The organism is [Erwinia] mediterraneensis (assembly GCF_900604315.1).
Lineage (GTDB): Bacteria > Pseudomonadota > Gammaproteobacteria > Enterobacterales > Enterobacteriaceae > Pantoea > Pantoea mediterraneensis_A.
The window spans coordinates 811734-837038 of record NZ_LR026978.1 but is presented as its reverse complement, the minus strand read 5'-3'; the positions used below and the strand labels follow the sequence as shown (position 1 = coordinate 837038).

The 25305-nt window shown below is 55.8% G+C and carries 21 protein-coding genes; 10 read left to right on the top strand and 11 right to left on the bottom strand.

Annotated features, from left to right (window positions below):
• Nucleotides 1-46 precede the first annotated feature (46 nt).
• From E0E17_RS03880 to E0E17_RS03860, 5 genes are all read right to left on the bottom strand, one after another.
• Nucleotides 47-538, bottom strand: coding sequence for a hypothetical protein (locus tag E0E17_RS03880; RefSeq protein WP_130831719.1), 492 nt, complete (start codon nucleotides 536-538; stop codon nucleotides 47-49).
• A gap of 6 nt (nucleotides 539-544) precedes the next feature.
• A complete protein-coding gene (locus E0E17_RS03875) occupies nucleotides 545-2989 on the bottom strand; it encodes a fimbria/pilus outer membrane usher protein (RefSeq protein ID WP_130831717.1) in 2445 nt (814 codons plus the stop codon).
• Nucleotide 2990: 1 nt separating this feature from the next.
• Complete coding sequence (locus E0E17_RS03870; RefSeq protein ID WP_130831715.1) at nucleotides 2991-3719, bottom strand: fimbria/pilus chaperone family protein; 729 nt, start codon at nucleotides 3717-3719, stop codon at nucleotides 2991-2993.
• A 68-nt stretch (nucleotides 3720-3787) separates the two neighbouring features.
• Nucleotides 3788-4483 carry a hypothetical protein gene (locus E0E17_RS03865; protein WP_130831713.1) on the bottom strand — a complete coding sequence of 232 codons (696 nt, stop codon included), beginning with the start codon at nucleotides 4481-4483 and terminating at the stop codon, nucleotides 3788-3790.
• Nucleotides 4484-4827: 344 nt separating this feature from the next.
• Nucleotides 4828-5526 (bottom strand): DUF1120 domain-containing protein, encoded by a 699-nt coding sequence (locus E0E17_RS03860; protein ID WP_130831711.1) that lies wholly within the window; start codon nucleotides 5524-5526, stop codon nucleotides 4828-4830.
• Between the two features lie 596 nt (nucleotides 5527-6122).
• Between E0E17_RS03860 and E0E17_RS03855 the strand changes: the two genes are divergently transcribed.
• Both E0E17_RS03855 and E0E17_RS03850 read left to right on the top strand, forming a co-directional pair.
• Nucleotides 6123-6698 (top strand): nucleotidyltransferase family protein, encoded by a 576-nt coding sequence (locus tag E0E17_RS03855; RefSeq protein ID WP_130831709.1) that lies wholly within the window; start codon nucleotides 6123-6125, stop codon nucleotides 6696-6698.
• Nucleotides 6698-7666 carry an XdhC family protein gene (locus E0E17_RS03850; protein ID WP_130831707.1) on the top strand — a complete coding sequence of 323 codons (969 nt, stop codon included), beginning with the start codon at nucleotides 6698-6700 and terminating at the stop codon, nucleotides 7664-7666. Before E0E17_RS03855 ends, E0E17_RS03850 begins: the two co-directional genes overlap by 1 nt.
• Nucleotides 7667-7681: 15 nt before the next feature.
• Here E0E17_RS03850 and E0E17_RS03845 read toward each other — a convergent pair whose 3' ends face one another.
• The 3 genes from E0E17_RS03845 to E0E17_RS03835 are packed head-to-tail and all read right to left on the bottom strand — an operon-like array spanning nucleotide 7682 to nucleotide 11466.
• Entirely contained in the window at nucleotides 7682-9949 is a 2268-nt protein-coding gene (locus tag E0E17_RS03845; RefSeq protein WP_130831705.1) for a xanthine dehydrogenase family protein molybdopterin-binding subunit, read from the bottom strand.
• 39 nt (nucleotides 9950-9988) lie between these two features.
• Nucleotides 9989-10981 carry an FAD binding domain-containing protein gene (locus E0E17_RS03840; protein WP_130831703.1) on the bottom strand — a complete coding sequence of 331 codons (993 nt, stop codon included), beginning with the start codon at nucleotides 10979-10981 and terminating at the stop codon, nucleotides 9989-9991.
• Nucleotides 10978-11466, bottom strand: coding sequence for a (2Fe-2S)-binding protein (locus E0E17_RS03835; RefSeq protein WP_130831701.1), 489 nt, complete (start codon nucleotides 11464-11466; stop codon nucleotides 10978-10980). The genes E0E17_RS03840 and E0E17_RS03835 overlap by 4 nt, the downstream gene beginning before the upstream one ends.
• Before the next feature lie 366 nt (nucleotides 11467-11832).
• On the opposite strand from E0E17_RS03835, the gene fdhF reads away from it, so the two are divergent.
• The 7 genes from fdhF to E0E17_RS03800 all read left to right on the top strand — a co-directional run bounded on the left by fdhF (nucleotide 11833) and on the right by E0E17_RS03800 (nucleotide 19730).
• Nucleotides 11833-14805, top strand: a complete 2973-nt coding sequence (fdhF, locus tag E0E17_RS03830; RefSeq protein ID WP_130831699.1) for a formate dehydrogenase subunit alpha — start codon at nucleotides 11833-11835, stop codon at nucleotides 14803-14805.
• Nucleotides 14805-15290 carry a DUF1641 domain-containing protein gene (locus E0E17_RS03825; protein WP_130831697.1) on the top strand — a complete coding sequence of 162 codons (486 nt, stop codon included), beginning with the start codon at nucleotides 14805-14807 and terminating at the stop codon, nucleotides 15288-15290. Before fdhF ends, E0E17_RS03825 begins: the two co-directional genes overlap by 1 nt.
• The gene (locus E0E17_RS03820) at nucleotides 15283-16650 is read left to right on the top strand and encodes a cytochrome ubiquinol oxidase subunit I (protein WP_130831695.1); all 1368 of its coding nucleotides are present in this window, start codon (nucleotides 15283-15285) and stop codon (nucleotides 16648-16650) included. Before E0E17_RS03825 ends, E0E17_RS03820 begins: the two co-directional genes overlap by 8 nt.
• Nucleotides 16651-16660: 10 nt before the next feature.
• Nucleotides 16661-17608: a cytochrome d ubiquinol oxidase subunit II gene (locus E0E17_RS03815; protein WP_130831693.1), complete on the top strand. Its 948-nt coding sequence runs from the start codon at nucleotides 16661-16663 to the stop codon at nucleotides 17606-17608.
• Nucleotides 17609-17988: 380 nt separating this feature from the next.
• Nucleotides 17989-18153, top strand: a complete 165-nt coding sequence (locus E0E17_RS03810; RefSeq protein WP_130835458.1) for a con-10 family general stress protein — start codon at nucleotides 17989-17991, stop codon at nucleotides 18151-18153.
• A 564-nt stretch (nucleotides 18154-18717) separates the two neighbouring features.
• Nucleotides 18718-19194 carry a YciE/YciF ferroxidase family protein gene (locus E0E17_RS03805; protein ID WP_130831691.1) on the top strand — a complete coding sequence of 159 codons (477 nt, stop codon included), beginning with the start codon at nucleotides 18718-18720 and terminating at the stop codon, nucleotides 19192-19194.
• Between the two features lie 23 nt (nucleotides 19195-19217).
• Nucleotides 19218-19730, top strand: coding sequence for a ferritin-like domain-containing protein (locus E0E17_RS03800; protein ID WP_130831689.1), 513 nt, complete (start codon nucleotides 19218-19220; stop codon nucleotides 19728-19730).
• Nucleotides 19731-19872: 142 nt separating this feature from the next.
• On the opposite strand, the gene E0E17_RS03795 is transcribed toward E0E17_RS03800, so the two are convergent.
• Nucleotides 19873-20835 (bottom strand): aliphatic sulfonate ABC transporter substrate-binding protein, encoded by a 963-nt coding sequence (locus tag E0E17_RS03795; protein ID WP_130831687.1) that lies wholly within the window; start codon nucleotides 20833-20835, stop codon nucleotides 19873-19875.
• Between the two features lie 236 nt (nucleotides 20836-21071).
• Nucleotides 21072-22673, bottom strand: a complete 1602-nt coding sequence (treF, locus tag E0E17_RS03790; RefSeq protein WP_237680814.1) for an alpha,alpha-trehalase TreF — start codon at nucleotides 22671-22673, stop codon at nucleotides 21072-21074.
• 684 nt (nucleotides 22674-23357) lie between these two features.
• On the opposite strand from treF, the gene E0E17_RS03785 reads away from it, so the two are divergent.
• Nucleotides 23358-23711 carry a hypothetical protein gene (locus E0E17_RS03785; protein WP_130831683.1) on the top strand — a complete coding sequence of 118 codons (354 nt, stop codon included), beginning with the start codon at nucleotides 23358-23360 and terminating at the stop codon, nucleotides 23709-23711.
• A 117-nt stretch (nucleotides 23712-23828) separates the two neighbouring features.
• On the opposite strand, the gene yghX is transcribed toward E0E17_RS03785, so the two are convergent.
• Nucleotides 23829-24716: a YghX family hydrolase gene (yghX, locus tag E0E17_RS03780; protein WP_130831681.1), complete on the bottom strand. Its 888-nt coding sequence runs from the start codon at nucleotides 24714-24716 to the stop codon at nucleotides 23829-23831.
• Nucleotides 24717-25305 lie beyond the last annotated feature (589 nt).

The window sequence follows — 25305 nt, the reverse complement described above, 5'->3', positions numbered from 1 at the left end:
GATGAAGCGCGCAGCGCGGTGGCTGACACGCCCATCGTCACTCTTATTACAGCAACGCGCCGGCTTCCAGCCCCGTCTCAATCCGGGTGGCATCAGTGACCGCTTCTCCTTTGCGCCGCGGCACGATTTTGACTTGCAGGCTGATCGTCAGGAGCTCCTGCGCCTGGAGAGGTTCGTCGGGCGTCACCGTGACGCGCTGCCCGCCCGACAGCCAGCGGGTGCACTCTCTTTCTCTGCCGCGACACCCTTCGCCCGCCGTTGCCCAGCTTACGGGCTGACCCTTCACCATGACCTTCTTCACCGCGACGCCTTCCAGCCGTGACGGCAGCAGAAACCATACCTGCGGGCGTCCGCTTCGATCGCAGTAAACATTAAGCGCCACCTCTTTCTCCAGCGGCTGTTTTGCCTGCTCGCCCTGCAGCGTGCCGAAGTTGATATCGGGCGATGCGAACAGCACTTCGCACTCTGCCAGCACCGGTGCGCTGAGCGTCAGGCTGACCAGCGCAGCTGACATCAGCCGTACAATATTATTCAACATCCATTTTTACCCCTCTGTGGCTGCAAGCCATTCACAGCTGGCCTGCAGAGTTTCAAACATCACGCCTTGCGGCACCTTCTCTGGCAACCGGTAGCGCATCCGGCACGCACGATTTTTTCCGTCCGGGTGTACCACCAGTTCCGGGGTCGTGGTGATGTCACTGATAAACACCATCCCGTTATCCACGGCCGTAGTGACATACTCCCCGGTCGGTGTGGTCACGGCGCTGCCCCGGGTCGCTTCGCTGAGATGCAACATCACGCGCCTGCCGCTGAGCAAACGGAAACGCATTTCAGGCACCGCTGCATAGGCGGGCAGCACGCTGTAGTAGCCGTTCGCCACATCCAGCTGCGGCGGCAGGGAATCTGTATTGAGCTGCACGCTACCGCTCTGCCACGAGGCGATAGTGGGGATCACTGCGTAGCCCCAGGGATCGGTATAGGCGGGCCCCTGCAGGGTTTGTAACTCTACGCCGCTGCGGGGCGGGATTAGTTGAGCGAGACCAAAGGTATCACCAGTGTGATAAAGGGTGGCGGTCACGCCGTGGCGATGGGCTACCAGCCCGCCCGAAAGAGACAGAGAGAAATTATCGCTGTGCGAACCGTTGCGGCCAGCCGCCATACCTGCCTGGATATAGTGCAGGTTACGATTGAGGCCGACACTCAATCCGGGCTGTGCGTTACCTTGTTGCTGCTCCGCAGCGAGCGAATAGCTGCCGTTGCGTCCTGCTGCCCCCGAAACGCTCAGCCCCGTGGCCGCGCTGGCGGCGGCCTGGCGATAATAGCTGTTCACCGCGTGGCCGCCGAACGAACGCGTCCAGTTAATAAACACGCTGTCCGTGTCTGTCCGTTGCCGCGCGCTTCCGCTGTTATCGCGCGCACTGCTCTGACTGGCCACCTGATGCGCCCAGTTTACCGAGAGTGATCCCCCCAGCAGTGCATGTCCCCAGGTCAGGTTATAACTCTGGCTGTCACGGTTGTTGCCGCTGAGGGCCAGACGGCTTTGCGCCAGCGAGGCGGAAAACTGTCCCGCCTCAGGGTGACTCCAGCTGAGCCCGGCTGCATAGGTCTGGCGGCGGTAGTGCGCGACATCTTCAGTCAGCGCCTCGCCGGGATCGCGATAGCCGGAGGAATAGTTGCTCACGCTGGCGGAGAGCGACAGCCCGCGACCGGGTGGCGTCCACTGCACCCTGGCTGAGGCCTGCGTCCCCTGTTTATGATGGCGCAGATCCCGGCTGGCGGAGAGTTGCAGGTTCCACAGCAGTGATGCCTGGGTTGCCAGACTCAGCGAGGCGGCCAGATTTTGATAAGGCGGGGTGAGTACAGTGCCCGCCGAAACGCCTTTATCGGCGGATAACTGATGGCCGCCGCTCAGGGTCAGTACTGGCGGAGTCGCGCCGCGATCGTTCTGGCTGCTGTAGCGCACCTGGCCTAAGCCCAGCGTCAGGCCCGTCTGTGTCGCCGGAGCCTGACGCTGCAGTTCGGCAGCCGGGACGGTGAAATGTTGTACCGGCGCGCCGTCACCGATTACCCTGACCTCCAGGTCACTGGTCAGGCTGTTCACCGGTACATTGGGCAGGGTAAACGCGCCCGCCGGTAGCAGGGTAGAGTAGAGCAGCGCCCCGTTCTGACGTACTTCAACGCGGGAAAAGGCGACCAGTGCGGTGCCGTGAATCGGCACGCCACGCTTCTCGTTCTGCAGCGCCTGCTGAGGCACCAGCTGAAGGCCGCGAAAGGCGGGTGCAGGCACCAGACCGCCTGCCGCGTTAAGATCGCCGATTTGCAACTGCATGCCCGGACCAGGGAGATCGCGCCGGGCATAGAGATCGGTCATGGTGAACTGCCGGCGACCGTCGCTTTCCAGCAGGTTCTGATGACTGCGCACCGCCCAGCCAGCCGCATTAAAACCACTCTCCAGATTCAGATAGCGGCTCTCCAGCCGGTTATCGGCAAAGCGGCTACGCAGGGCATAAAAGTCATAATTGACCAGGGCCGCGCTTCCACCGCTCTCACTGGCGATTACTCCGGCATTGCCTGATCTCAGCGCTTCCGGCGGCACCACCAGTTCAACCCGCGCCTCCGCCGGCAGGGCATTAACCTGCGCCCCCGGATACCAGTCAGCCACGTCCGGACAGCCTTGCGCCTTCTCCGCCTGCGCCGGAACGCGCAGGCCAGCAGCATCCAGCATCGCGGCGCTGGCGCACAACTGGCCGTTCGCGCCGAAGCGCAGTTGATGTTCACCGCGCGCGATGCCGTTAACGCTGAGCTGCACCGGCACGTTACCCGGCAGAAAGCGGTTACCATCAGCAAAGTAGTCGCCCAGTGCCGGGGAGAGTCCCAGCGCGCGCAGGCGGTCAGCGCTGAATCCTGCTGCTGCGCGTGCCGGGGCGTTATTCAGCATGGCCGTGGCGATCATCAGCGCCAGCACTGACAGGGCATTACGCCTGACCATCTTACGGCGCCTTTACATTCAACGGCGCGGTCTGCAGCGGAACGGCGAACCCGTAACGGGTGACGGGCGCGAACTGCACCGCGCTGGCGGAGGCGCTATTTTCCGGCAGGCTGATGCGCACCGTCTCTCCGGGTAAAATATAGCTTTTCTCCAGATCGACCCCCAGCTTCTGCGGCAGCAGCGTCACCCTCGGCTGCAAACGCATCACCTGACGCCCGGCGTTCGTTACCATCAACGTGCCCTGTTGCACTGACCAGCGGGTCTTTTCCCAGGGGGTCTCGCGGGTCTTCATCAGTTCGTCAGGTACGATCACCACCGGCAAGTCCTGGCTGACTGACAAAGAAAACGTATTGCCGCCGGTGTCTCTTTTTTCCGGAATGGTTTCAAACACCACCCGGCTGAAATGTTCCGTTGTCGGCTTGTCGCCTGGAGAATAGAGAAAGCGCACCTTCTGCGTCTGGCCCGCCGCCAGGCGGACCACCGGTTGCGTAACAACCAGACCGGGTTGTGGATCGTCCGGTAACGTCACCAGACGGGTATAGAGCAGTACCGGCATGGGATCGGTATTTTTCACATTGATACTGCCGCCCTGCTGGGCGGCATTAATAATCACCACCGATGTCTCAGGCAGAACGCCGGTCGCTCCGGCTGTCAGTGGCAGGCTCAGCAAAGAGGCGGCCAGCATGCAGGCTGCCCACCGTGGAGAAAGGAGAGAAGTAAGCGATAACATAGGTCACGGACTCAGATTGTGTCCTGCCGGGCGGCAGGACAGTAAAAGAAACGCTGACCGCAGAGCGGTTAAACGTAATGCAAGGTAATGGTGGTGCCGCCGTTAAAGGTCAGCGCATCGGTCATGGTATCAACCGCGCTCTGCGCAAGATTGACATTGACAATAAAGACGCCATTGACCACGTTACCGGCATAGGTACTCCCGTTACGCCCCCAGCTGTAATAGCCGCCACTGTTCTGACGCATAATTTTTTGCGGAGCGAGTTCCCAGTATGTCTGATCTTCTTTGTACATAATGTATTGCTGGCGCGAACCATCTTCCACAACATCGCTTCCTTTCAGCATGATGGTGCCCACGACGGTATCTTTCGCTTGTGCATCCACAGCAAGAGAGATCTGTTCATTTACCTTGTTTGTACTGGCCTCTTTTCCACTGTCATAGGTAGGGTAAGCCGTCAGGCCCGTGGTCGCAGGGGTATCAGCTTTGGCTGACAGCGCGACATAGGTTAAACCGTTGCAGGTCACGTTAAATGGCACGCTTTTTTCTCGCGCGGTATATACGCCGTTGTCTGCATGTAGCTGCAGAGCACCAGCAGTCAGTCCGGTAAAATCTACCGTTGGCGTACTGATCGTGAGTGAACAGGCGCTGGAGATGACGCTGCCCAGAATGGAGAGATGAGAGCTCTCTTGCGCCTGCGCAGAACTTTGAGCAACAGCAGCCAGCAGGCACCATCCGGCAATGTAGCCGGGTATTTTGACTGACATAGAATAAAACTCCTTAGTTACCTTACGCTTTCTGGCGTTATTCCGGCAGTGAATAAACCAGAAACAGATGCTATTTGTTTACCCGGGAATAAACAGAGAGTCGGGTAGTGATGGGTTAATCTTGTTAACGGTGATAATGGCGTTTTTTTTAAAAAACATCCTGATGGATTTATGGGTAAAAATGATGAGGAATAATGACGGAATAATAACCTCCCCACCGCTGAAGGGCTTCCGGTTAAATATTCGATGAGATGAATGATAAGGCGTCTTTTCGAACTGTGAGTGATAACGGTGCAGCCGCTATGCTGTCCCGTAGACAGCATAGCGGTGATAGTGTGAAGCGATTACAGGTAGTGTAAAATAAGCGTGGTTCCGCCGCTAAAGGTAAGTGAGTTTTCCATTCTATCAACGGCTTCATGATCGATATTCACGTTGATAATTAAGGAGCCACTGATGTTTTTCGCCGCCTCAGGCTTAACAGGAGTGCCCCAGGAATAAAAACCTGAATTATCCTGACGCATAATGATCTTTTTGGCCGCGGTCCAGGTCGCCTGGTTATCCGTTGATGTCAGGATAGATTCGGGGGTGTTTTCATCCAGGCGAATCTCACTGGATTTCAGCATAATGGTGCCGACCGCAATATCTTTCGCTTGTGCATCCACGGCAAGCGAGATCTGCTCATTAGCCTTTTGGGTACGCTCGCTACCCGGGCTGTCATAGGTGGGGAATGCCGCCAGCCCGGTTGTGGGCATCTTGTCGGCCTGTGCTGACAGCGCTACCCGGGTTGGGCCGTTACAGGTAATGTTAAAAGGCACGTTTTTTTCCCGCGCGGTATATACACCGTAGCCGGAATGGTCCTGAAACCCACCGACGGTAAGACCGGTAAAATCGACATTTGCATTGGTGATGCTCAGTTCACAGGCGCTGGGGATTACGCTGCCCATAATATACAGATGGGCCCGGTCTTGTGCCTGCGCAGAAAATTGAGCAGAAGCCGCCAGCAGGCACAATCCGGCAATTTTACCCGGTATTTTAACTGACATAAAATACAACTCCTTATTTACACTATTTTCTTCTGATGTTGCCTGTTCAGAAACGCCAGAAATACAGGTCACCTGTTTTTCGCCAGTAAAAAAGCAACAGGATGCCAGTTGTTGATATTTCCATGGCGAATGATGGCGGTTTTATGAAAAGGAATCCTGATATCTTTATGGGCAAATATAATGTGAAATGATAATGCAAAGGCGGGTAGCCTGTGGAATAACGACTACATTCGTTAACTTTTCATCATGCTGTTGATTTTTCTGCCTCTGGCTGGCGAGAGAAAAAAGCAAATATTCAATCAGTTAATGTCAGTTTTTTCACCTGATAAGGAGCGGTAACACCATCATTATTCGCCGTTTCAGTCGATGAATAGCGCTAAAAACGCCATTGCCGCGCATATTAACCCGTGGTTATCGTCATTTCCCGGCAGATATTCACAACGCCCTGCTGGCAGGCATAATAACCCTGCATTTTTTTATTCTGTTTCAAAGCGCTGCGCCTGCTCCGGCAAGGCCGTGCGGCAGAAAGGGCCAGCGGCCAGCACCATTTTCCGCTACGCTGGAGTAACAGAAAAATCACAGCGAGGGCCGACAGAATGGGCACCACCGGTATCATACTGGCCGCTGCAGGCTCAGGTCGCCGCTATCGCGCTGCGGGCGGGCAGGGGAGCAAACTCGCGCAGCGGCTGACGGACGGGGAGACGCTGTTTCATCACAGCCTGGCCAATGCCCGGGCGTCCGGCTTGCCGGTTCAGGTCATCACCCGTCCTGACGATGGCTTTATTCAGCAACACTGCCAGCAACTGGCGATTCCCTGCTGCCCGATCGCCTCAACGTCGCTGGGCGAAACGATCGCAACGGGGGTACGCCTGCGTGATGACTGGCACGGCTGGATCGTCTTGCTGGCGGATATGCCACGGATACCGCCGGAAATCATCCGTTGTGTGGCGCAGGCGCTGCGGCAGCATGCCAGCGCGCGCCCTTTCTGGCGCGGTCAACCCGGTCATCCGGTGGGCTTTGCCGCGCCCGCGCGCGCAGCGCTGCTCCGGCTGGCGGACGAAGAGGGCGCGCGTCGCGTACTGCAATGTTTTCCACCCTTTGCCATTGCCTGCAATCATCCCGGGGTGGTAGAGGATATTGATCTGCCTTTAACCCGTAACGGAACCTCCTGATGCAGAATCTCGACCTTCAGGTTATCGACCAGTGCCAGCAATGGATCCAGACGCAGCCGATCTGGCTCTGTACCGTACTGAATACGTTTGGCTCCTCGCCGCGCCCGCCGGGCACGTTGATGGTGATTAACCGCGCCGGGCAATTTTGCGGTTCGCTTTCCGGAGGCTGTATTGAAGACGACTTTATCGCCCGTATCCGCGACGGCGATTTTCGCGCCGAAAGTCAGGTGGTGCGTTACGGTGATGGCGGCCTGACGCCGAACCGTACGCTGCCCTGCGGCGGGGTACTCGATATTCTGATTGAGTATTTGCTGCCCGATGCGCAAAACGCGGCACGGCTGGCCCAGCTGGCGCAGGCGCTGCGCGGTCATCTGGCGCTGCGTAAAGTGGTGACGCCGCCGCAGCGTTGCGAGACGCTGGAGACCGTAGCGTGGCGCAGCAGCACTCAAATTGAACGCGAAGGCGAGCGTATCCAACTCACCATCGCCGCCGCGCCGCGGCTGATTGTGGCCGGGCTCTCGCCGGTGGCGCTGTTCTGCGCGGAGTTTGCCGTTGCGCTGGGCTTCGAAACCATTATTTGCGAAAGCCGTGAAGAGATGCTGGAGAATTTCCGCCCGCGTCTGCCGCCGCAGTGTCAGCTGGAAATGCAGTTTCCCGCGCGCTACCTTGAGCGGCACGGTTGCCATGCGCATACCGCGATCGTGGCGCTGACCCACGATCCACGTATGGACGATCTGACGATGATGGAAGCGGTACAGACCGAGGCATTCTATCTCGGGGTAATGGGATCACTGCGCAACAGTCAGAACCGGCTGGCGCGCCTGGCGCAGAGCGGCGGCTTAACGGAACAGGAGCTGGCGCGCATTCATGCCCCCATCGGGCTGGATATCGGCAGTAAAACACCAGCGGAAATTGCGCTGGCGGTGATGGCTGATATTGTGCGCTGTAAAAACCGGGCGGCGACCTGAGGCCGCCGCCACGGGTTACTCAAGGAGCTTATCGGGGGAGATCGGCAGGTCGCGAATGCGCTTGCCGGTAGCATGAAACACCGCGTTGCTGATCGCCGCCGCCATGCCGACAATACCCAGTTCGCCGACCGCTTTACCGCCCATCAGAGTAGCATGGTAGTCAGGTTCGCCTACGTCGATAGCGATGATTTCCGGCACATCGGCGTTGACCGGGATCAGGTAGTCCGCCAGGCTGTTGTTGATCACGCGCGCGTTGCGCGGGTCAATCACGCCGCCCTCCAGCAGCGCCTGTCCCAGTCCCATCACCATCGCGCCAATCCACTGGCTGCGCGCCAGCTTCGGGTTATAGAGCAGACCACTGTCAAAGGCGGAAATCATGCGTTTAACGCGCACGGTGCCGAAGTCTTCATCAACACGTACCTCAACAAACTGCGCCCCCCAGCTGTGGGCGGAAACCCCTTCCGGCTCCGTCATGCTGCCCATAGAGTGCACCGCCTCATCACGATCGCTCTGCGAGCTCTCTTTATCGAAGGTACCTGAGACCACTTCCAGCGTCGGCGCGCCGTTCAGCCTGACCAGACGGGCGATAGCGATGCCTCGCTCCGGCTGCTGCGCCAGACGCACCTTACCATCCTGCACCAACAGCTGTTGCTTATCGACCTGATACAGCGGCGACTCCGGATGCTGCACGGCGATGGCGATCAGCGTATCGCGCATCGCCTCGGCGGTTTTGTTCACCGCAGCGGTCAGGTTACCCGCCAGCTGTGAGCCGCCAGCCACTCCGGCACGCGCCAGGCTGCTGTCGCCCAGCTCAACGCGAATACGTTCGGAAGGAAGCTGCAGTACGCCCGCAGCGGTCTGCGCCAGAATGGTGTAGGTGCCGGTACCAATATCCACCCCTGCGCTCTGGACAACCAGACTGCCGTCCGGGTGAAAAATCAGCTTTGCTTCGGCAGGCTGGTTACTGACCGGATAGGTGGCGGTAGCCATGCCCCAGCCGATCAGCTCACGGCCTTCACGCATCGAGCGCGGCGCCATACTGCGCTTCTCCCAGCCAAAGGCCTCAGCCGCCGCGGCATAGGCTTCTTTCAGCCGCCGCGTGCTCCAGGGTTTATTCTGGTGATAGTCGTGATCGGCCCAGTTGCGCAGGCGAAACTCCAGCGGGTCGATATCCAGGGCATAGGCCATCTCATCCATTGCCACCTCAAGGGCAAAGGCGCTGGGATTCTCCCCTGGTGCCCGCATCCAGCCCGGCGTCACGGTGTTGATGGCAGCGGTAAAATGACGGGCATAAATATTGGGCACCGCATAGAGCCGTCCCGTCACCTTATTGGTGGTTTCTGAAAAGTCATCAATCAGCGAGGTATCGCTCAGGCCCTCCTGAATGATGGCGAGGATCTTACCGTCACGCGACGCGCCCATCTGCAGGCTTTGCATGGTGGCCGGGCGTCCGCCGAAGCCGGTAAAGGTCTGGGCGCGGGTTAACGACACTTTCACCGGCAGGTTCAGCGCGCGCGAAGCGACGCAGGCGAGGGCCACGTGGGTATAGGGCACAGGTTTGGAACCAAAACCGCCGCCCACATAGGGCGAGATTACGCGCACCTGGCCGGGATCGATGCCCATCCACTCGGCAATCTCTCTTTGCGCCCCCATTACCCACTGGCTGGGTTCCCAGACCGTGATCTGATTATTCTCCCAGCTGGCGATACAGGCGTGTGGCTCGATGGGCATATTGTATTCACGCGGCGTGGTGTAGTGGCTCTGGATTTTCACTTCCGCCTGCGCCATCGCCTGCTGCGCATTGCCCAGATTGATGGTGTTAGACGCTTTCTCGCGTCGCCCGGCAGCCGGATCGTCCGGAAAAATCAGTGCTGGCGTGGTTTCATACTCTATTTCCACCAGGCTGGCCGCATGGGTCGCCTGTTCAAAGGTCTCAGCCACCACCAGACCAATGTTCTGACCGTTATGAATAATTTTATCGTCCTGGATCGGCGTATAGGTGGTCTGCGCCGCGCCGCCCTCGGAAATACCGGTAGGCTTATTGATTTTCAGCGAGTTGAGATGGGTATAGACCGCCAGTACCCCGGGTGCCTGGCGTGCGCGTGTCGTATCCATGCGCACAATACGGCCACTGGCGATCGTGGACTGGATCACCACCCCGTGTACCGCGTTGGCGACCTGATGCTCCACTGCATAAGTAGCCTGACCGGTTATCTTGGCGCGACCGTCACCGCGATCGCGCTTTGCGCCCAGCGCCTGATAACTGTTTTCTGTTTCCGCCATGTTGTCACCTTTCTTTTTCTGCTGCCGGTTAAAGGGGCGTTACGCCAGTTCTCCCGCCTTCATCAGCGCGCGCGCAATCACGCGCGGTGCCAGCAGCTGTTTATGTTTATTCTGTAGCAGGGGCTCAGCGTCCTGCGTGATCAGTTGCGCCGCCTGACGCAGCTGCTGTTCATCAAACGGCTGATTGCGCAGAGCCGCCTCCACGTTGCGCGCGCGCCAGGGCCTGGTGGCGACGCCGCCCAGCGCGATACGCACATCACGGATGCGGTTGCCATCCAGTTCAAGCCCCACGGCAGCGCTGGCGATGGCGAACTCATAGGAGCTGCGACCGCGTACTTTCAGGTAGTGCGATCGGCGCAACGCCGGGGTCTGACGCAGTTCGATCGCCACGATCAATTCATCCGCCGCCAGATCGTGCTCCAGATGAGGCGTATCGGCGGGCAGCAGGAAAAAATGCTCCACGGGTATGCGCCGCTCACGCTGCGAGGCGTTACGCACAATCACCACAGCGTCAAAGGCGGTCAGCGCCACCGCAAGATCCCCTGGATAGACGGCAATACAGCTTTCGCTGGTGCCCAGAATGGCATGATCGCCGTGGACGCCGCCGCGCGCCGCGCAGCCGGAGCCGGGGTTGCGTTTATTGCAGTCAGGGAAAGTTTGCGCATCGCGGAAATAGACACAGCGGGTGCGCTGCAGCAGATTGCCACCAATGGTCGCCATATTACGCAGCTGCGGCGACGCCGCCTGCCAGAGCGCGTCATAGATCGCCGGCGCCAGCCTGCGACAGTCGGGATGGTTCTCCAGATCGCTCATGCGCGCCAGCGCCCCGATGCGCACCATGCCAACATCAAAGCTGATGTCGTTCATGTCGGGCAGGCGGGTAATATCGATCAGCTGCGTCGGGTGTTCGACGTTGCACTTCATCAGATCGATCAGGTTGGTGCCGCCAGCGAGAAAGCGACTGCCGTCGCGCTGCTTTTTACGTAGCGCATCTTCGGTACGCATGGCGCAAAAATAGCTGAATTCGTTCATGTTGCCTCCCTGCTCAGATCTGCCGCCGCCTGCTGAATGGCCTCAACAATGTTGGAATAGGCGCCGCAGCGGCAGAGATTGCCGCTCATATATTCACGGATTTCCTGCGCGGAACCGGCGTGGCCCTCAGCAATGCAGGCGGCGGCGGACATGATCTGGCCGGGCGTACAGTAGCCGCACTGGAAAGCATCATGTTCCAGAAAGCGCGCCTGTACCGGATGCAGCGAACCGTCGGGACGCGCCATGCCTTCAATAGTGGTGACTGACTGGTTAGCGACCTGAGCTGCCAGCGTCAGACAGCTCAGCACACGCTTGCCGTTAACCAGTACGGTACAAGCCCCGCACTGTCCCAGATCGCACCCTTTTTTGGTGCCGGTCAGCGCCAGGTGTTCACGCAACGCATCCAGCAGCGTCACGCGCGGGTCGATCAACAGCGTCTGAGGCTGTCCGTTGATCTCAAGTTGTAAACGTAAATTTTCGGCCATAACTCTCTTCCAGTATGAAACGGGTTTAAACGGGGAGCGGTATGCACGTTATGAAGGATTATTGGAAAACCCGTGCATCAGGCTTAAGTCTAGTCCGTAACAGGTAAGCCCTGCGGGATGATTGTTTTATGTACGTTCGATCACGTCTCCTGTCCCCACCCTGCGCTTTTTTTTTCTGGTCATGACAATGCTGAAATGTGCCGTGAGTCTGCTCCTCAGCAAAGCAGGCAACAGGAAGGCGATCAGCATCCCGCGTTGCAGAGTGACCGTTTTTGGCTACGCTCAAACTACATAACTTTACATAAATAAGCAGAGCAGCAGGCTGGCAGGAGGCCATTTTGCAATGTCAGATAACAAGGCGGTAAAATGAGTGAACAAACCTGTACCATTGTGTATAACGGTGAGCCTCTGAGCGGTATGGCCAATCAGCCGTTGATTGACTTTCTGCATCAGCACGGGAAAAAACTTCCCCACGTTTGTTACCACCCGGCACTGCAACCGCTGGAAACCTGTGATGTCTGTTGGGTAGAAGTGGATGGCGAGAAGGTGCGCGGTTGTACGCTGAAAACCCGGGAGGGGCTTAGCGTCAACAGCGAAAGCGCCGCAGTACGCACCGCGCAGGAAGAGGGCATGGATCGTATCCTTAATCGCCATGAACTCTACTGTACCGTCTGTGAACACAATACCGGTGACTGTACCCTGCACAATACCGTCGCCGATATGCACATCCCCATTCAGTACTATCCCTATGAGCGTAAGCCTTACGAAAAAGATCACTCTAACCCGTTCTACACCTACGATCCCGACCAGTGCATTTTATGTGGACGCTGCGTCGAAGCCTGTCAGAACGTGGAGGTGAACGAAACCCTCACTATCGACTACAAGGAGGCGCACCCCCGGGTACGCTGGGATGGCGGTACGCAGATTGCCGGATCAAGCTGCGTCAGCTGTGGGCACTGCGTGACGGTCTGTCCCTGTAATGCGCTGCTGGAAAAGACTATGCAGCCCGACGCCGGCCCCCTGACCGCCATGCCGGAGCCGGTAAAACGTCCGCTGATCGACTTTGTGAAAGCGCTGGAAAACAGCATTGGCGCTGAGCCGATCACCGCGATCTCAGTGATGGACACGGCGCTGCGGCAGGCGGAGATCAAACGCACCAAAACCGTCTGCACTTACTGCGGGGTAGGCTGCAGTTTCGAAATGTGGACGCGTGACCGCCATATTCTGAAAGTCCAGCCGGTGGCCGATGCGCCGGCGAACGGCATCTCTACCTGCGTGAAAGGGAAATTTGGCTGGGATTTTGTTAACAGCCCGGAACGACTGACCACGCCGCTCATTCGCGAAAATGGCCGTTTTCACCCCGCCAGCTGGGATGAAGCGCTGGATACCGTGGCGCGCCGCTTGCGTGAAATCGCACAGCAGCATGGCGGCGATGCCATCGGCTTTATCGGCTCCAGCAAGGGAAGCAATGAAGAGGCTTACCTGACACAAAAGATCGCGCGCCTGATTTTCGGCACCAATAATGTCGATAACTCGTCGCGCTACTGTCAGAACCCGGCAACCCAGGGACTGTTCCGCACCGTAGGCTATGGTGGAGATGCCGGTACTATCCGCGATCTGCAACAGGCCGATCTGATCATTATCGTCGGCAGCAATCTGGCGGAAAACCATCCGGTGATCGCCTCGCATATCAAGCAGTCCCATAAGCATCGCGGACAAAAGCTGCTGGTGGTGGACCCACGGCGGCATGAGATGGCGGAGCGCGCCAGTCTCTATCTGCGCGCGAAACCGGGCACCGATCTGGTGTGGGCGTCGGCGATGTCGCGCTATATGTTTGATCATGGCTATGCCGACGAAGAATTTCTCGCTCAGCGCGTTAATCAGGTGGAGGCGTACCGCGCCTCGCTGGCACCTTTTACCCTGGAATACGCCAGTGAGATAACCGGTCTGAGCGTGGCCGAGCTGACTGCGGCGGCGGAGATGATCGGCCAGGCGCAGCGTGTTTGCCTGCTCTGGGCGATGGGTATTACTCAGCACAGCCACGGCGCGGATACCAGCACGGCACTCTCCAACCTGTTGCTGGTCACCGGCAACTATGGTCGGCCCGGGACTGGCGGCTATCCCATGCGTGGTCATAACAATGTTCAGGGTGCCAGCGATTTCGGCTGTCTGAGCAATGTCTATCCGGGCTATGAGAAGGTGACTGACCCGGCGGTGCGCGAGAAATGGGCAAAAGCCTGGGGCGTTGAACCTTCAGCGCTGTCGGGCGAAGTGGGCTCAGATAATTTTATGATGGTCGAACACGCCCATGAAGGCAGCCTGAAGGCGATGTATATCATCGGTGAAGAGACGGCGTTTTCTGACTCTAACTCCACTAAGGTGCATGAAGCCTTCAGCAAGCTGGAATTTATGGTGGTGCAGGATATTTTCATGAGCCGCACGGCGGAGTTCGCCGATGTGGTGCTGCCTGGTTGCCCCAGCGTGGAAAAAGAGGGCACCTACGTTAACACTGAGCGGCGTATCCAGCGGTTTTATGAAGTGATGAAACCGCTGGGTGACAGCCGTCCGGACTGGCGGATTCTGACCGAGCTGGCGTCACGCCTCGGCCACCCCTGGTATTATCAGCATCCCGGCGAGATTATGGCGGAAGCGGCGGGCATTGCGGAGATTTTTGCCGGTGTCAGCTATGAGCGCCTGGCGGGCTGGCAGTCGCAGCTGTGGCCAGTAACGGCGGAGGGGCAGAGCACGCCGCTGCTCTATACCGAGAAATTCAAGTTCCCCGACGGCAAAGCGCGTCTCTATCCCCTTGACTGGCATCCGCCGATGGAGGCGGACGATGAGGAGTACGATCTGCTGCTGAATAACGGGCGCATGCTGGAACATTTTCAGTCTACGAACCAGACTGGCAAAGGCGGGCGTATCACCTCACTCTCGCCCAACTGGTATGTAGAAATTGGGCCGCAGCTGGCGGCCGAACGTCAGTTGCAGGAGGGCGACTGGGTGCGTCTGACCTCACGGCGCGGCTCGCTCTCTGTGCCGGTGGTGATCACCGAACGCATGGCCGGTAACGTGCTGTTTCTTCCTATTCATCACGGCAAGCCGGGCATCAACGGGCTGACCGGCGATCATCACGATCCTGTGGTGCGCACGCCCGCCTATAAAGAGATCGCGGTCAAAATGACCCGACTGGATCAGGCCCCGCTGCGCCATCCACTGCCGGAACAGAACTTCCGTCATGGTCAGCGTACCCCGCTCGATCATGTGCCGGTGGAGGAGAAATGGCAACAGGAGGGATATTGCCTGCCGCCTGAACATGTACAACATCCGGAGAAATTTTAATGGCAGAACGTCTCTCTTATCAGGTGCCGCCAGCGCGTACCGAACCTACGGCGCAGGAAGCGCTCGATACGCTGCTGGAGAGTCTGCATCAGCATGGATTTTTACGTCTGGCGAATGACCTGGTAAAAGCAAACGCGGATATCGGTAAAATTCTGGCCGGAGGCCTGAATAAGCCAGGCACGCAAAATGCGATGCAAAACCTGTCGCTGCTGTTTATGGCGCTGAGCACAATTCCGCCCGAGCGCTTTAACCATCTGCTGCTGGCGGCGAAAGCGGGAATCATGGCGGTAAAACCGGCCAGCGATGAAGCAAAGCGGCACAGCGCGGCGCCCGGTATCCGGGGCGTGATTAAGTTGCTGAGCGACGAGGAGCTCTGGCAGGGGCTGCGCCCCATTTTTGCAGGCGTACAGGCCTTCGCCCGGGAAATGCACCGGCCGGAAACCAAACCGATTACGCGTTATAGCGGTAAAGTGAGCCATGAGTGATGCCGACTGGGTGTTGCTGCTGTCGCGCGGACAGTTTGCCGTTACCATGGGAATGCACATCACCCTGGCAGCCTTAACGCTGGGGCTGGCGCCGTTTCTGGTCTGGTTTGAAGCACGCTGGCTGTGGGGCAAGCGGCCCGCCGCCCGCAATGCGCTGCACTTCTGGCTGAAAATTTTTGCCCTGACGGTGGCGATAGGCGCAGTGTCTGGTGTGGTGATGGAGTTTCAGTTTGGCACCAACTGGGCGCCTTTTTCACAACAGGCAGGCGGGGTCATCGGCCCGTTGCTGTTTTATGAAGTGCTGGTGGCCTTTTTCCTGGAGTCGGGACTTACCGGCGTGATGCTGTTTGGCATGGGGAAAATCAGCCCGCGGGTCCATTTTATTATTACCTGTCTCGTGGCGACTGGCGCGCTGATCAGTGCGTTCTGGATCCTCGCCGCTAACTCCTGGATGCAAACGCCGGTGGGGTTCCTGCGCGAAGAGGAGGGCAATATGGTGCCGGAGAGTTGGCTGAGCGTGCTGGCTGCGCCTTCCTTCCCCTGGCGCTTCAGCCATATGGTCATGGCCTGCCTGATTGCCGTGGCGTTTATGATGGCCGGCGTTGCCGCCTGGCGTCTGTTGCATCGTCCCGGTGAAACCGCGGCACAAACCATGCTCTCAGCGGCGCTCTGGTTTGCACTGTTCGCGCTGCCGCTGCAGATTTTCCTCGGCGACAAGCATGGTGAAAATACCCTTGAGCATCAGCCAGCAAAACTGGCCGCCATTGAGGGAAGCTGGCAGCGACCCGCACCAGGTGACGGCGAACCGTTGCGCCTGTTTGCGCTGCCTGATCAGCAGGCGCAACGCAATCAGCTGGAACTGGCGATCCCCTCACTCGGCTCGCTCTATTTACGTCATAACCTCACCGGGCAGATCAAAAGTCTGAGCGAGTTCCCGGCGGATGCGATCCCGCCAGTGGCACCCGTGTTTTTCGCGTTCCGCATCATGGTAGGTATGGCTCTGCTGATGCTGCTGACCAGCGTGGCGGCGGCGATCCAGCGCGTGCGCGGCAAATTATTCCGTTCTACCCGACTGCTGTGGCTGCTGGTCGTGATGTCGCCTGCCGGTTTTATCGCCCTGCTGGCGGGTTGGGTCGTCACCGAAATGGGCCGCCAGCCCTGGACGGTGTATGGCGTGCTGCGCACGGCTGACAGCGTCTCGCCGCTGCCGCTCGGCTGGATTATCGCCTCCTGTTGCGGCGTGCTGCTGGTTTACGGCATCGCTTTTGGGCTGGGTATGCGCTACTTCCTGCGCTACGTCGCCTCGCCCCTGCCTCAGGAGCCGGAAGTCGTGGTGGCAGTCATCTCCACCTCAACCTGAGGAGTGAAACATGATCTGGCTGGCGGATCTCTCAGCGGCGACCCTGCTGTTTTCTCTGCTGATTTACATGATGCTGGACGGCACCGATCTCGGTGTCGGCATGTTGTTTATCTGTTTTAAACAGGAAGAGCAGAAGCGCCCGATGGTACAGTCGATGCTACCTATCTGGGATGCGAATGAAACCTGGCTGGTGCTGCTGGCAGGGGGCATGCTGGCGCTGTTTCCTGCCGCCTACGGGCTGTTGCTCAGTGCGCTCTATATTCCGCTGTTTCTGATGCTGTTCAGTCTGTTATTACGTGCCATGGCGCTGGAGTATCGGGGAACCGCAACCGGCGGCAGCCGACGCTGGCTCGATCTGCTGCTGCCTTTTACTTCCGCGCTGGCAACATTTTGTCAGGGCGCCTGCGCCGGCGTGGTGGTCAGCGGTAACGTATCGCGCGGGACCTTTGGCTGGCTCGATCTCTACCCGGTGCTGAGTGGCTTTGGGCTGATGTCGATCTATCTGCTGCTCGGCTGTTGCTGGATTCGCTGGCGCATCGGGGCCCGGGTTGAAGAACAGGCCAGTCAGCTGGTCTGGATCTGGCTGGTGTTGAGCCTGGTGCTCTTTATCGGGCTACAGCTGCTGGAGCCCGCCCCCTGGCGGCGCGCCCTGCAGCTTCCGCTGGGCCAGGTACTCAGTGGCGTCATCGCGCTACTCTGGCTGCTGTTGCTGTTCGCGCTGCGGCGTAGCGGTGCGCTGACACAGCTAATCATTACGCTGCTGTTAATGGTATCTGTAGTGCTGTTACTGGCCACCGGGCTTTATCCCTGGCTGATCCCGGAAGTGGCGGAACTGCATTATTCTGCCGCCAGCGCCACCACGCAAAGTTTTGTTCTGGTGGGCCTCGCTTTTGTTATGCCGCTGACGCTGATTTATCACAGCTGGGCATTCTGGGTATTTCGTGGGCAAGTAGAATAGTCTTAATTCCGCTACTTATTTTGGGTTAAATTGATTTCACGCATGTGATAAAAATCACCGGCGTGAAATTACCGCTTCGTTTATTATCAGTGCTGCGATGGATTTTGTCATTGCTCTGTACTTATTCAGGGCCGTTGTTTACTTTAAAAAATCCATAAAACTTTACCGCTGGTTATTATTTTAACCATAACAAAATGCAGGTGGCTGGCTTCTGTCAGCTATTTTTCATTACCCGGGGCAGGCTGGAGAAATTTTTTGAAATAACATTTCCTTGTTGCTTGATAACAGAGAAATCAGGGCTACATTTATTCTTACTTCTGCAACGGCATGAAGTGATTGCTGTGATAGTCGATTATTCATCCATAAAGAGGAAACACGGTATGGAACAACATCGTGGTGGTCGAGGTAATTTCGCTGAAGACAGACAACGCGCAGCTGAAGCAGGGCGTAAAGGTGGCCAGATGAGCGGCGGCAACTTTAAAAACAACCGTGAGAAAGCTGTTGAGGCCGGACGCAAAGGGGGGAAAATTAGCCGTCGCAGCTGATGGAGCAACCTCTGATTCTTGCTGGGTTTGTTAGGCTGGAAAATGAGCAAACCGATTAAGAGGACGTTACAGAAACATCATGTTTCATTTACTCTGACAGGGTAAATATCCATCGCAAAGGTTAATCTATCCGCCGGTTACCGGTGCGCATTTTGTTAACTTTACGTTAATTAAAAACCGGGCATTGGTCAGTCGCCCGGTTTTTTTGTTTTAAATTTTACGGGTGGTATAAACCGCCTGCTATTATTTCATCTGGCATATTGATCCGTAACAAATAAAGCTGGGTTTTCTGCGGATTTTATTTATACAGCTTATTTACAGGCTGTACAGTTTTTATGTTGAACGCTGTACAACAAACTTATGTGGGTTGAAAAAAATATGACAGCTAACTCCTTCTTCTTCTTTAAAAAAACGTTGGGATTAGACTTATTTTTGCCGAAAAGCGCAGGGTTAAGCTAGAAAGCTGCCGAATACCCGCTAGAGTTTTAGTGTGGTTCCAAGAAGTGATTTCACCGCTGTTAAGCAAATACCGCTTCGCTAACACTTTAATGGAGTAGAGGCCCAATGACCGTTAAAACACTTAAAGATCTTTTCATTCACGATTTATCAGACGTTTACAGCGCTGAGAAACAAATTACCCGCGCCCTGCCTAAAATGGCACGTGCCGCCAGCGATGAAAGTCTGAGAACGGCTTTTGAGACGCATCTTGAAGAGACGCAGGGTCAAATCGAGCGTCTGGATCAGCTGATTGAAAAAACGGAAGGCATCAAGCTGAAACGCATGAAGTGTCATGCGCTGGAAGGACTGGTTGAAGAAGCGCAGGAAATCATCGATTCCGTAGAAAAAGGCGAAGTACGCGACCAGGGTCTGATTGGCGCGGCGCAGAAGGTTGAGCACTACGAGATCGCCACTTACGGCACCCTGTATGCGATGGCTGTGAAACTGGGCTATAAAGAAGCCGCTAAGCTGCTACAGGAGACGCTGGAAGAAGAGAAAAATACCGATGTCAAACTGACCCAGGTAGCTGAAAGCATCAGCTAACTGTCAGAAAGGGAGAGAAGCGTATGAGTACTACCGCAATTGAGAACTACCATGACTGGTTACGCGATGCCCATGCGATGGAAGAGCAGGCGGAAACTATGCTCGACAAGATGTCCAAACGTCTTGAAAACTATCCTGAACTGGAAGCGCGCCTTGCTCAGCATCTTGAAGAGACGAAGCAGCAGCAGGCTCTGCTGGAACAGCTGATGGATAGCCACAACATCTCACGTTCAACGCTTAAAGATACCATGGGTAAAATGGGTGCCATGGGACAGGCGATGGGCGGCATGTTTACTTCGGATGAAGTGGTAAAAGGCGCGATCAGTGGTTATGTTTTCGAACAGTTTGAAATTGCCAACTATACCGCGCTGATTAAGGCGGCGGAAATGGTGGGCGACCAGGAAGGCGTACGCATCCTGACGCAAATTCGCGATCAGGAGATCGATATGGCGGAATGGTGCTATACCCATCTACCGCAAACCACCGAAAGGTTCCTGCTGCGCTCAGCGGATCCGGATGCAGAAGCGAAGAAATAACGTCGGTTTTGCCAGGTAAAGTACTGCCGCAACCGGTAGCTTAACTTCGCCCCGCGATTGATAATGAAATGCCCCGCCGGTATGTTCTCCGGCGGGGCATTTTCATCAGGTCATCCGCTACGCGTTAGCGCCGCGTGTTTTGTTACTGATTCTGCTCGGGCTGCCAGCTGCCCACCTGTTGGGCATTAATGCGTTTGGGCAACAGTTTTGCTGCATAAAAGGCATCGGCGATCGCCTGCTGCTCATGCAAATCGTTGAGTGTGACCGGCTCGACCTGATAGCTGCGCCGGGCGTTTGCCTGCTCAACAACCTCAACCGGAAGGTTTCCCCACAGCGGAGAGAGCAGTTTCGCCGCTGCTGTCGGATGGGCTTTCAGCCAGCTCGCCTCTTTATTTAATGCCTGATAGACGGTGTTCAGTACTTCAGGATGCTTGCTGGCATAATCGCTGGAAGCCAGATAGTAGCGCTGATAGCTGGCGAGGCCGCGGCCGCTTTGCAGTACACGTACCTTTTGCTGCAGGCGGGCGCTGGTAACAAAGGGCTCCCAGGTCACCCAAGCTGCTACGCTGCCGTTTTCCAGCGCGGCGCGTCCGTCTGCAGGGGTGAGCCAGGCCGGGGTGATATCGCTAAAGCTTAGTCCCGCTTTTTTCAGCGCAGCAATTAACAGATAGTGACTGCCTGCCGCTTTGGTCACGGCGATTTTCTTCCCTTTTAAATCTGCCAGCTGTTTGACTGGCGAGTCGGCAGGAACCAGAATCGCCTGGGCGTCAGGGGAGGGGGTCTCCCGCGCATAATAGGTCAGACTGGCCCCGGCGGTCTGAGCAAATACCGGCACCGTGTCTGCCACATCGGCAGAGAGATCGACATTATTCAAATTAAGCGCCTCCAGCAGCGGTAAACCGCTGGAAAATTCATGCCAGCTGACTTTGACACCCTGTTCCGCCAGGGTTTTATCCAGATCACCACGCTGTTTGATCAACATCAGCAGGGTTGAAGATTTCTGGTAGCCGATGCGCACCACTTGCTCAGCAGCCTGAAGCGAAAAAGTGCTGGCCAGCGCAGCAAACAGAAGCGTAGCGGAAAGCGAAGAACGCAGACCTGACATAATGTTTTCCCTTAGTAAGTAAAGCAAGCGAGAAGAATCAACAGCAACCGGGTGCATGCATGGCATGTTACCCGTGCTGCGAATCTGAAAGAAAAAGAGTTTTTTGCATAAGCAAATGCGTCAGCTGGCAAACCGGGATGCCAGGCGGTGACAGAGCGAGAAAGCGCTGTGGTTTTGCAGGAAAAAGGGCAAAAAAAAGCCTGAACAGCGTGGTTCAGGCTCTGTATATGCAGGGCTTAATCTGCCAGCAGATGGCCATACATCGATAACAGGCGTCGCGTAACACCATTGGTCCAGCCAAATCCATCCTGCAGCGGATATTCACCGCCGCCGCCCGGACGCGCCCGATCGCCGCTGATATCATATTTTTCTACCAGCTTGTGATGCAGGTTATAGAAGTTGTTGACCGTGGTCAGCCAGTTTACAGCAATCTCTGTCGCCAGCGTCTCTTCGCCATAGTGGTTCAGACCCTGAACCGCCATCCACTGCAGCGGCGCCCAACCGTTGGGTTTATCCCACTGCTCGCCGCTCTCGACCATGGAGGTTACCAGCCCGCCCGGGGTCAGCAACAGCTGGCGCAGGGCGATAGCCTGTAAATGCGCCTGTTCCGGGGTCGCCAGACCCACATACAGCGGCACCACAGCTGCCGCGGTAAAGGCGCCAAAGCGCTGACGACGCCAGTCATAGTCGCGGAAAACGCCCGCCGTTTTATCCCACAGGTAGCGGTTAATGGCACTTTTACGTGACGCCGCTTTTTTCTGCCAGGCGAGCGCGGTCAGTTCTTCACCTTTCGCCCGCGACAGGGTGGAGATCAACACCTCCAGCTTGTAAAGAAACGCATTCAGGTCGATGGGAATAAACTGCGTTGTCCGGATGCTCGCCAGACGCCTGGGATCGCGCAGCCAGCGCGTAGAGTAATCCCAGCCGGAAGCGGCTCCGGCGCGCAGGTCACGATAGACCTCGTTAGCCGGACGGCTCGACAAGCGCGCGGTTTCCACATCTTCCAGCCAGGACTCGTCGCGCGGCGTGTCGCGATCGTCCCAGTAGCGGTTCAGCAGGGAACCATCAGACATCCGTACCACATGGCGATAAGCCTGGTTTGGCATCAGCGCACCCGCGCCATCCATCCAGAACTGGTACTCTTTCATCAGATGATCGAGATAACGTTTGGCGCCACGTATGCCATCTTCTTCAAACAGCTCCACCATCAGCGCAAACACCGGCGGCTGAGAGCGGCTCAGATAATAGGTACGGTTACCATTGGGGATATGTCCGTAGTTATCAATCAGCCAGGCAAAGTTATCCGCCATATTGCGTAACAGATCGTCACGGCCGCTTTCCGCCAGCCCCAGCATGGTGAAATAAGAGTCCCAGTAGTAGGTCTCACCAAAGCGCCCGCCCGGCACTACATAGGGTTTCGGCAGCGGTAATAATGACGAATGCGCAATATGCTGCTGCGGCATTTTGGTCAGAACGGGCCAGAGCTCATCAATATGCTCGCTCAGAGTTTTATCCGGGTTCGACACGTAAGCACTTTCATTACTCTGCGGTAAATAAAAGTGCTCATGCACAAAGCTCACCAGATCAAAGTCGGGTGCGCGTTTACGTCGACGATAGCGGATTAAAATATCCAGCGGATCGAATTTCGGCGCACAGTCGGCAAAAGTTTTACTGTCGGCAAAAATGCGCCCCATCTGAACATGCTCAAACAGCTCCATATAGCGATCGGCAGGGGTCAGGGCGTCCGGCGCAGGCAGACCTTCAATCAGTTCCGGCTCGGGCTCCGAGTCATGCATGCGCTCCAGCTTGAGTTCATGAGGATCGTATTGATACTCAATTTCAGCATCTGCGCGTAGATCATTAACGGCGTGAAGTTGCTGGTTAGAAGTATTAATAACGGCCTCCTGAACGATTCTCGGTTGCTGAGTAATGAGTAATGAAAGAACGTAAGAATTATAGGCTTCTCATAAGTACAGGCAACACTACAAAATATCTATGAGAGTAATAAAAAATGTCTATTAAAAAGCATAAGCACAAAAAAAACAGACAATACAAAGGCATAAATTTAAAGATATGAAAATAGCACAGAAAAAAGGTCATTTAACAGCGGTACAGAATACTCTGGATTCGGGCCAGGTAAGAGGTTTAGACTGCTTCCTGCCGAAAAAACCTTTAGCGAAACATGGCAAGCGTAACGGGAAAGAAATCTTATACTGAAAATCTATTATCTTCTCTGCCGCCTGTGCTTTCAGAAGTTAGCCAGAGCGGGACGCTGGCACATGCCGCGCCCGGAGCGTGCAAAGCGAACCGGGGTAAGAGGTTGTCAGTCCACGGTTAACGCTGTCTGACGAAAATGGTTTACAGGCCTTGTGACGCGCGGTCACGGCTCTTCTCAGCAGGAGAATTTTCTGAAATCGACCTTTTACATGCGTAAGTCACGATCAATGTTTAGATGAGCGTTTATTGAAATAACCGCAGAGATTTTTATTTTATAACATGGCTTTCTGGACTGGAGAAAAAATATGGCATCAGTTAATAGTCTTTCTTCGTTTATTTCCTCAGCGTACTCTGTTTTAAATTTACGTGCAGATAAAAATGAGAAGCAATTAAAAGCATTAAGGTTGCATCTTAAAAACATCAGAAACAGACCCTGTGGCTCGCCGGACTGGGAGAAGGAAAAATTAAAAATACAACAAAAAAGAAAGAGACTGGCTAATTTGTATATTGCTGGTTTAAGTGCAATGGACAAAACGCCAGAAAGCAATTCCCGGATAAGAATGGAATATGTGGCATTATTAAAAGATATCAGAAATGAAGCAAAAACATGCAACTATCGGTTGCCTTATATTATGAAAGCTCATATAAGCAGGCCATAATTTTTTACCTGATATCTCAGGTACTCTGCGGTATCAAAAATTTAGGTATAACCCTTTTCTGTCAGGAAAAGATTGAGCAGGTTGTCAAACAGCACAACCTGCCAGATAAGAAAGCGCTTACGCCAGATAGCGCTTAAACCAGGCCAACGTGCGGCTCCAGGCGAGTTCGGCGGCGGCTTTGTCATAGCGCGGCGTCGAATCATTATGAAAGCCATGGTTCACGCCGGGATAGATCCAGGCTTCATAGGTTTTACCTGCCGCTTGCAGCGCCGCTTCATAAGCTGGCCAGCCTTCATTAATGCGCGTATCCAGTTCGGCATAATGAATAAGCAACGGAGCCCGAATACGTGCTACATCTTCAGCAGGCGGCTGACGGCCATAAAAGGGCACGGCGCAGGCGAGTTCAGGGATCGCCACCGCCGCCGCATTTGCAACCCCGCCGCCGTAACAAAAGCCGGTGATGCCCACTTTGCCGCTGGCCTCTTTATGCTGCAGCATAAAATCTACCGCTGCAAAAAAGTCATTCATCAGTTTGCCGGGATCGACCTTCGCCTGCAGTTCACGTCCTTCGTCATCATTACCCGGATATCCCCCTACGGAACTGAGGCCGTCTGGCGCCAGCGCCAGATAACCCGCCTTAGCCACGCGACGTGTCACATCCTCTATATAAGGATTTAAACCACGGTTCTCATGCACTACCACCACGGCAGGCACTTTACCGCTGACGCCTGTTGGACGTACCAGATAAGCCCGGACATCGCCGTGCCCCTGTGGCGAGGGATAGTGAATATATTCAGGCTTAATGGCGGGGTCGGTAAAATCACCCTGCTGCGCCAGGGCATAGTTCGGGCTCATCAGGGTAAGCAGCGAGGCACCGGGGAGACCGCCGATAGCGAACTTCGCCGCCAGAGAGATAAATTCGCGTTTGCTGATTTTGCCGTGGGCATAATAATCATAAAGCTCAAGCAACTCCCGGGGAAAATCTTGTGCTGTAAGACGCGCCATAACGACTCCTTGAGCAGATTAACAGGATAGTGCTGTCGCTATAACAAAGCACAGCTTGCAGACGCAGGCAAATGGTCTGTGAGCACAGGGTAAAGTTCGTGCTGGCCCTGAAAAGACAAGCGGCTTTCGGGAGAGAAGAAATTAAAGCGTAGTTGATCTGACGCTGAAACGAATCGCCAGGACAGAGGCTAAGACTTAATTACAGCCAGAGGAGCGGCATTATTTAACGCGCTAGACTAAAGACGGCATTTTTTCAATTTCTGCTTATCAACAGAGAATCTTTTTCTCTCTCTTCCGGACGGTGAAAAATCAGAATTGCGGACAGCGCTACTTACCCGGCACTTTTTCTTGTGCAATACCGATAAAAATCAGAAATTATGGTTATCTTATTGAATAATAAGAGTTTTGAATCCTTGTTCAACGGTATTTTCCTGGTGCTGGCGGTCTGATTTACCCGTTATTAACCCGAAAAAAACGCACTTTAGCCACCTGTAAGGTGTTTTTGGATACTTTTTTGTTGTTCTGGCAATATGTGATTTTCCTGCTTCTGTTAACTAACATTACTTTTACATTGATCCAGCTTAATTAA

Bases quoted from the DNA above. Each gene is read 5' to 3' on its own strand.
- E0E17_RS03800 (WP_130831689.1), top strand. From the start codon at position 19,218: ATGAGTACTACCGCAATTGAGAACTACCATGACTGGTTACGCGATGCC.
- E0E17_RS03880 (WP_130831719.1), bottom strand. From the start codon at position 538: ATGTTGAATAATATTGTACGGCTGATGTCAGCTGCGCTGGTCAGCCTG.
- E0E17_RS03860 (WP_130831711.1), bottom strand. From the start codon at position 5,526: ATGTCAGTTAAAATACCGGGTAAAATTGCCGGATTGTGCCTGCTGGCG.
- E0E17_RS03825 (WP_130831697.1), top strand. From the start codon at position 14,805: ATGGCAGAACGTCTCTCTTATCAGGTGCCGCCAGCGCGTACCGAACCT.
- E0E17_RS03810 (WP_130835458.1), top strand. From the start codon at position 17,989: ATGGAACAACATCGTGGTGGTCGAGGTAATTTCGCTGAAGACAGACAA.
- E0E17_RS03795 (WP_130831687.1), bottom strand. From the start codon at position 20,835: ATGTCAGGTCTGCGTTCTTCGCTTTCCGCTACGCTTCTGTTTGCTGCG.
- E0E17_RS03855 (WP_130831709.1), top strand. From the start codon at position 6,123: ATGGGCACCACCGGTATCATACTGGCCGCTGCAGGCTCAGGTCGCCGC.
- E0E17_RS03875 (WP_130831717.1), bottom strand. From the start codon at position 2,989: ATGGTCAGGCGTAATGCCCTGTCAGTGCTGGCGCTGATGATCGCCACG.
- E0E17_RS03805 (WP_130831691.1), top strand. From the start codon at position 18,718: ATGACCGTTAAAACACTTAAAGATCTTTTCATTCACGATTTATCAGAC.
- yghX (WP_130831681.1), bottom strand. From the start codon at position 24,716: ATGGCGCGTCTTACAGCACAAGATTTTCCCCGGGAGTTGCTTGAGCTT.
- E0E17_RS03840 (WP_130831703.1), bottom strand. From the start codon at position 10,981: ATGAACGAATTCAGCTATTTTTGCGCCATGCGTACCGAAGATGCGCTA.
- E0E17_RS03815 (WP_130831693.1), top strand. From the start codon at position 16,661: ATGATCTGGCTGGCGGATCTCTCAGCGGCGACCCTGCTGTTTTCTCTG.
- E0E17_RS03850 (WP_130831707.1), top strand. From the start codon at position 6,698: ATGCAGAATCTCGACCTTCAGGTTATCGACCAGTGCCAGCAATGGATC.
- E0E17_RS03820 (WP_130831695.1), top strand. From the start codon at position 15,283: ATGAGTGATGCCGACTGGGTGTTGCTGCTGTCGCGCGGACAGTTTGCC.
- E0E17_RS03835 (WP_130831701.1), bottom strand. From the start codon at position 11,466: ATGGCCGAAAATTTACGTTTACAACTTGAGATCAACGGACAGCCTCAG.
- E0E17_RS03870 (WP_130831715.1), bottom strand. From the start codon at position 3,719: ATGTTATCGCTTACTTCTCTCCTTTCTCCACGGTGGGCAGCCTGCATG.
- E0E17_RS03785 (WP_130831683.1), top strand. From the start codon at position 23,358: ATGGCATCAGTTAATAGTCTTTCTTCGTTTATTTCCTCAGCGTACTCT.
- fdhF (WP_130831699.1), top strand. From the start codon at position 11,833: ATGAGTGAACAAACCTGTACCATTGTGTATAACGGTGAGCCTCTGAGC.
- E0E17_RS03865 (WP_130831713.1), bottom strand. From the start codon at position 4,483: ATGTCAGTCAAAATACCCGGCTACATTGCCGGATGGTGCCTGCTGGCT.
- E0E17_RS03845 (WP_130831705.1), bottom strand. From the start codon at position 9,949: ATGGCGGAAACAGAAAACAGTTATCAGGCGCTGGGCGCAAAGCGCGAT.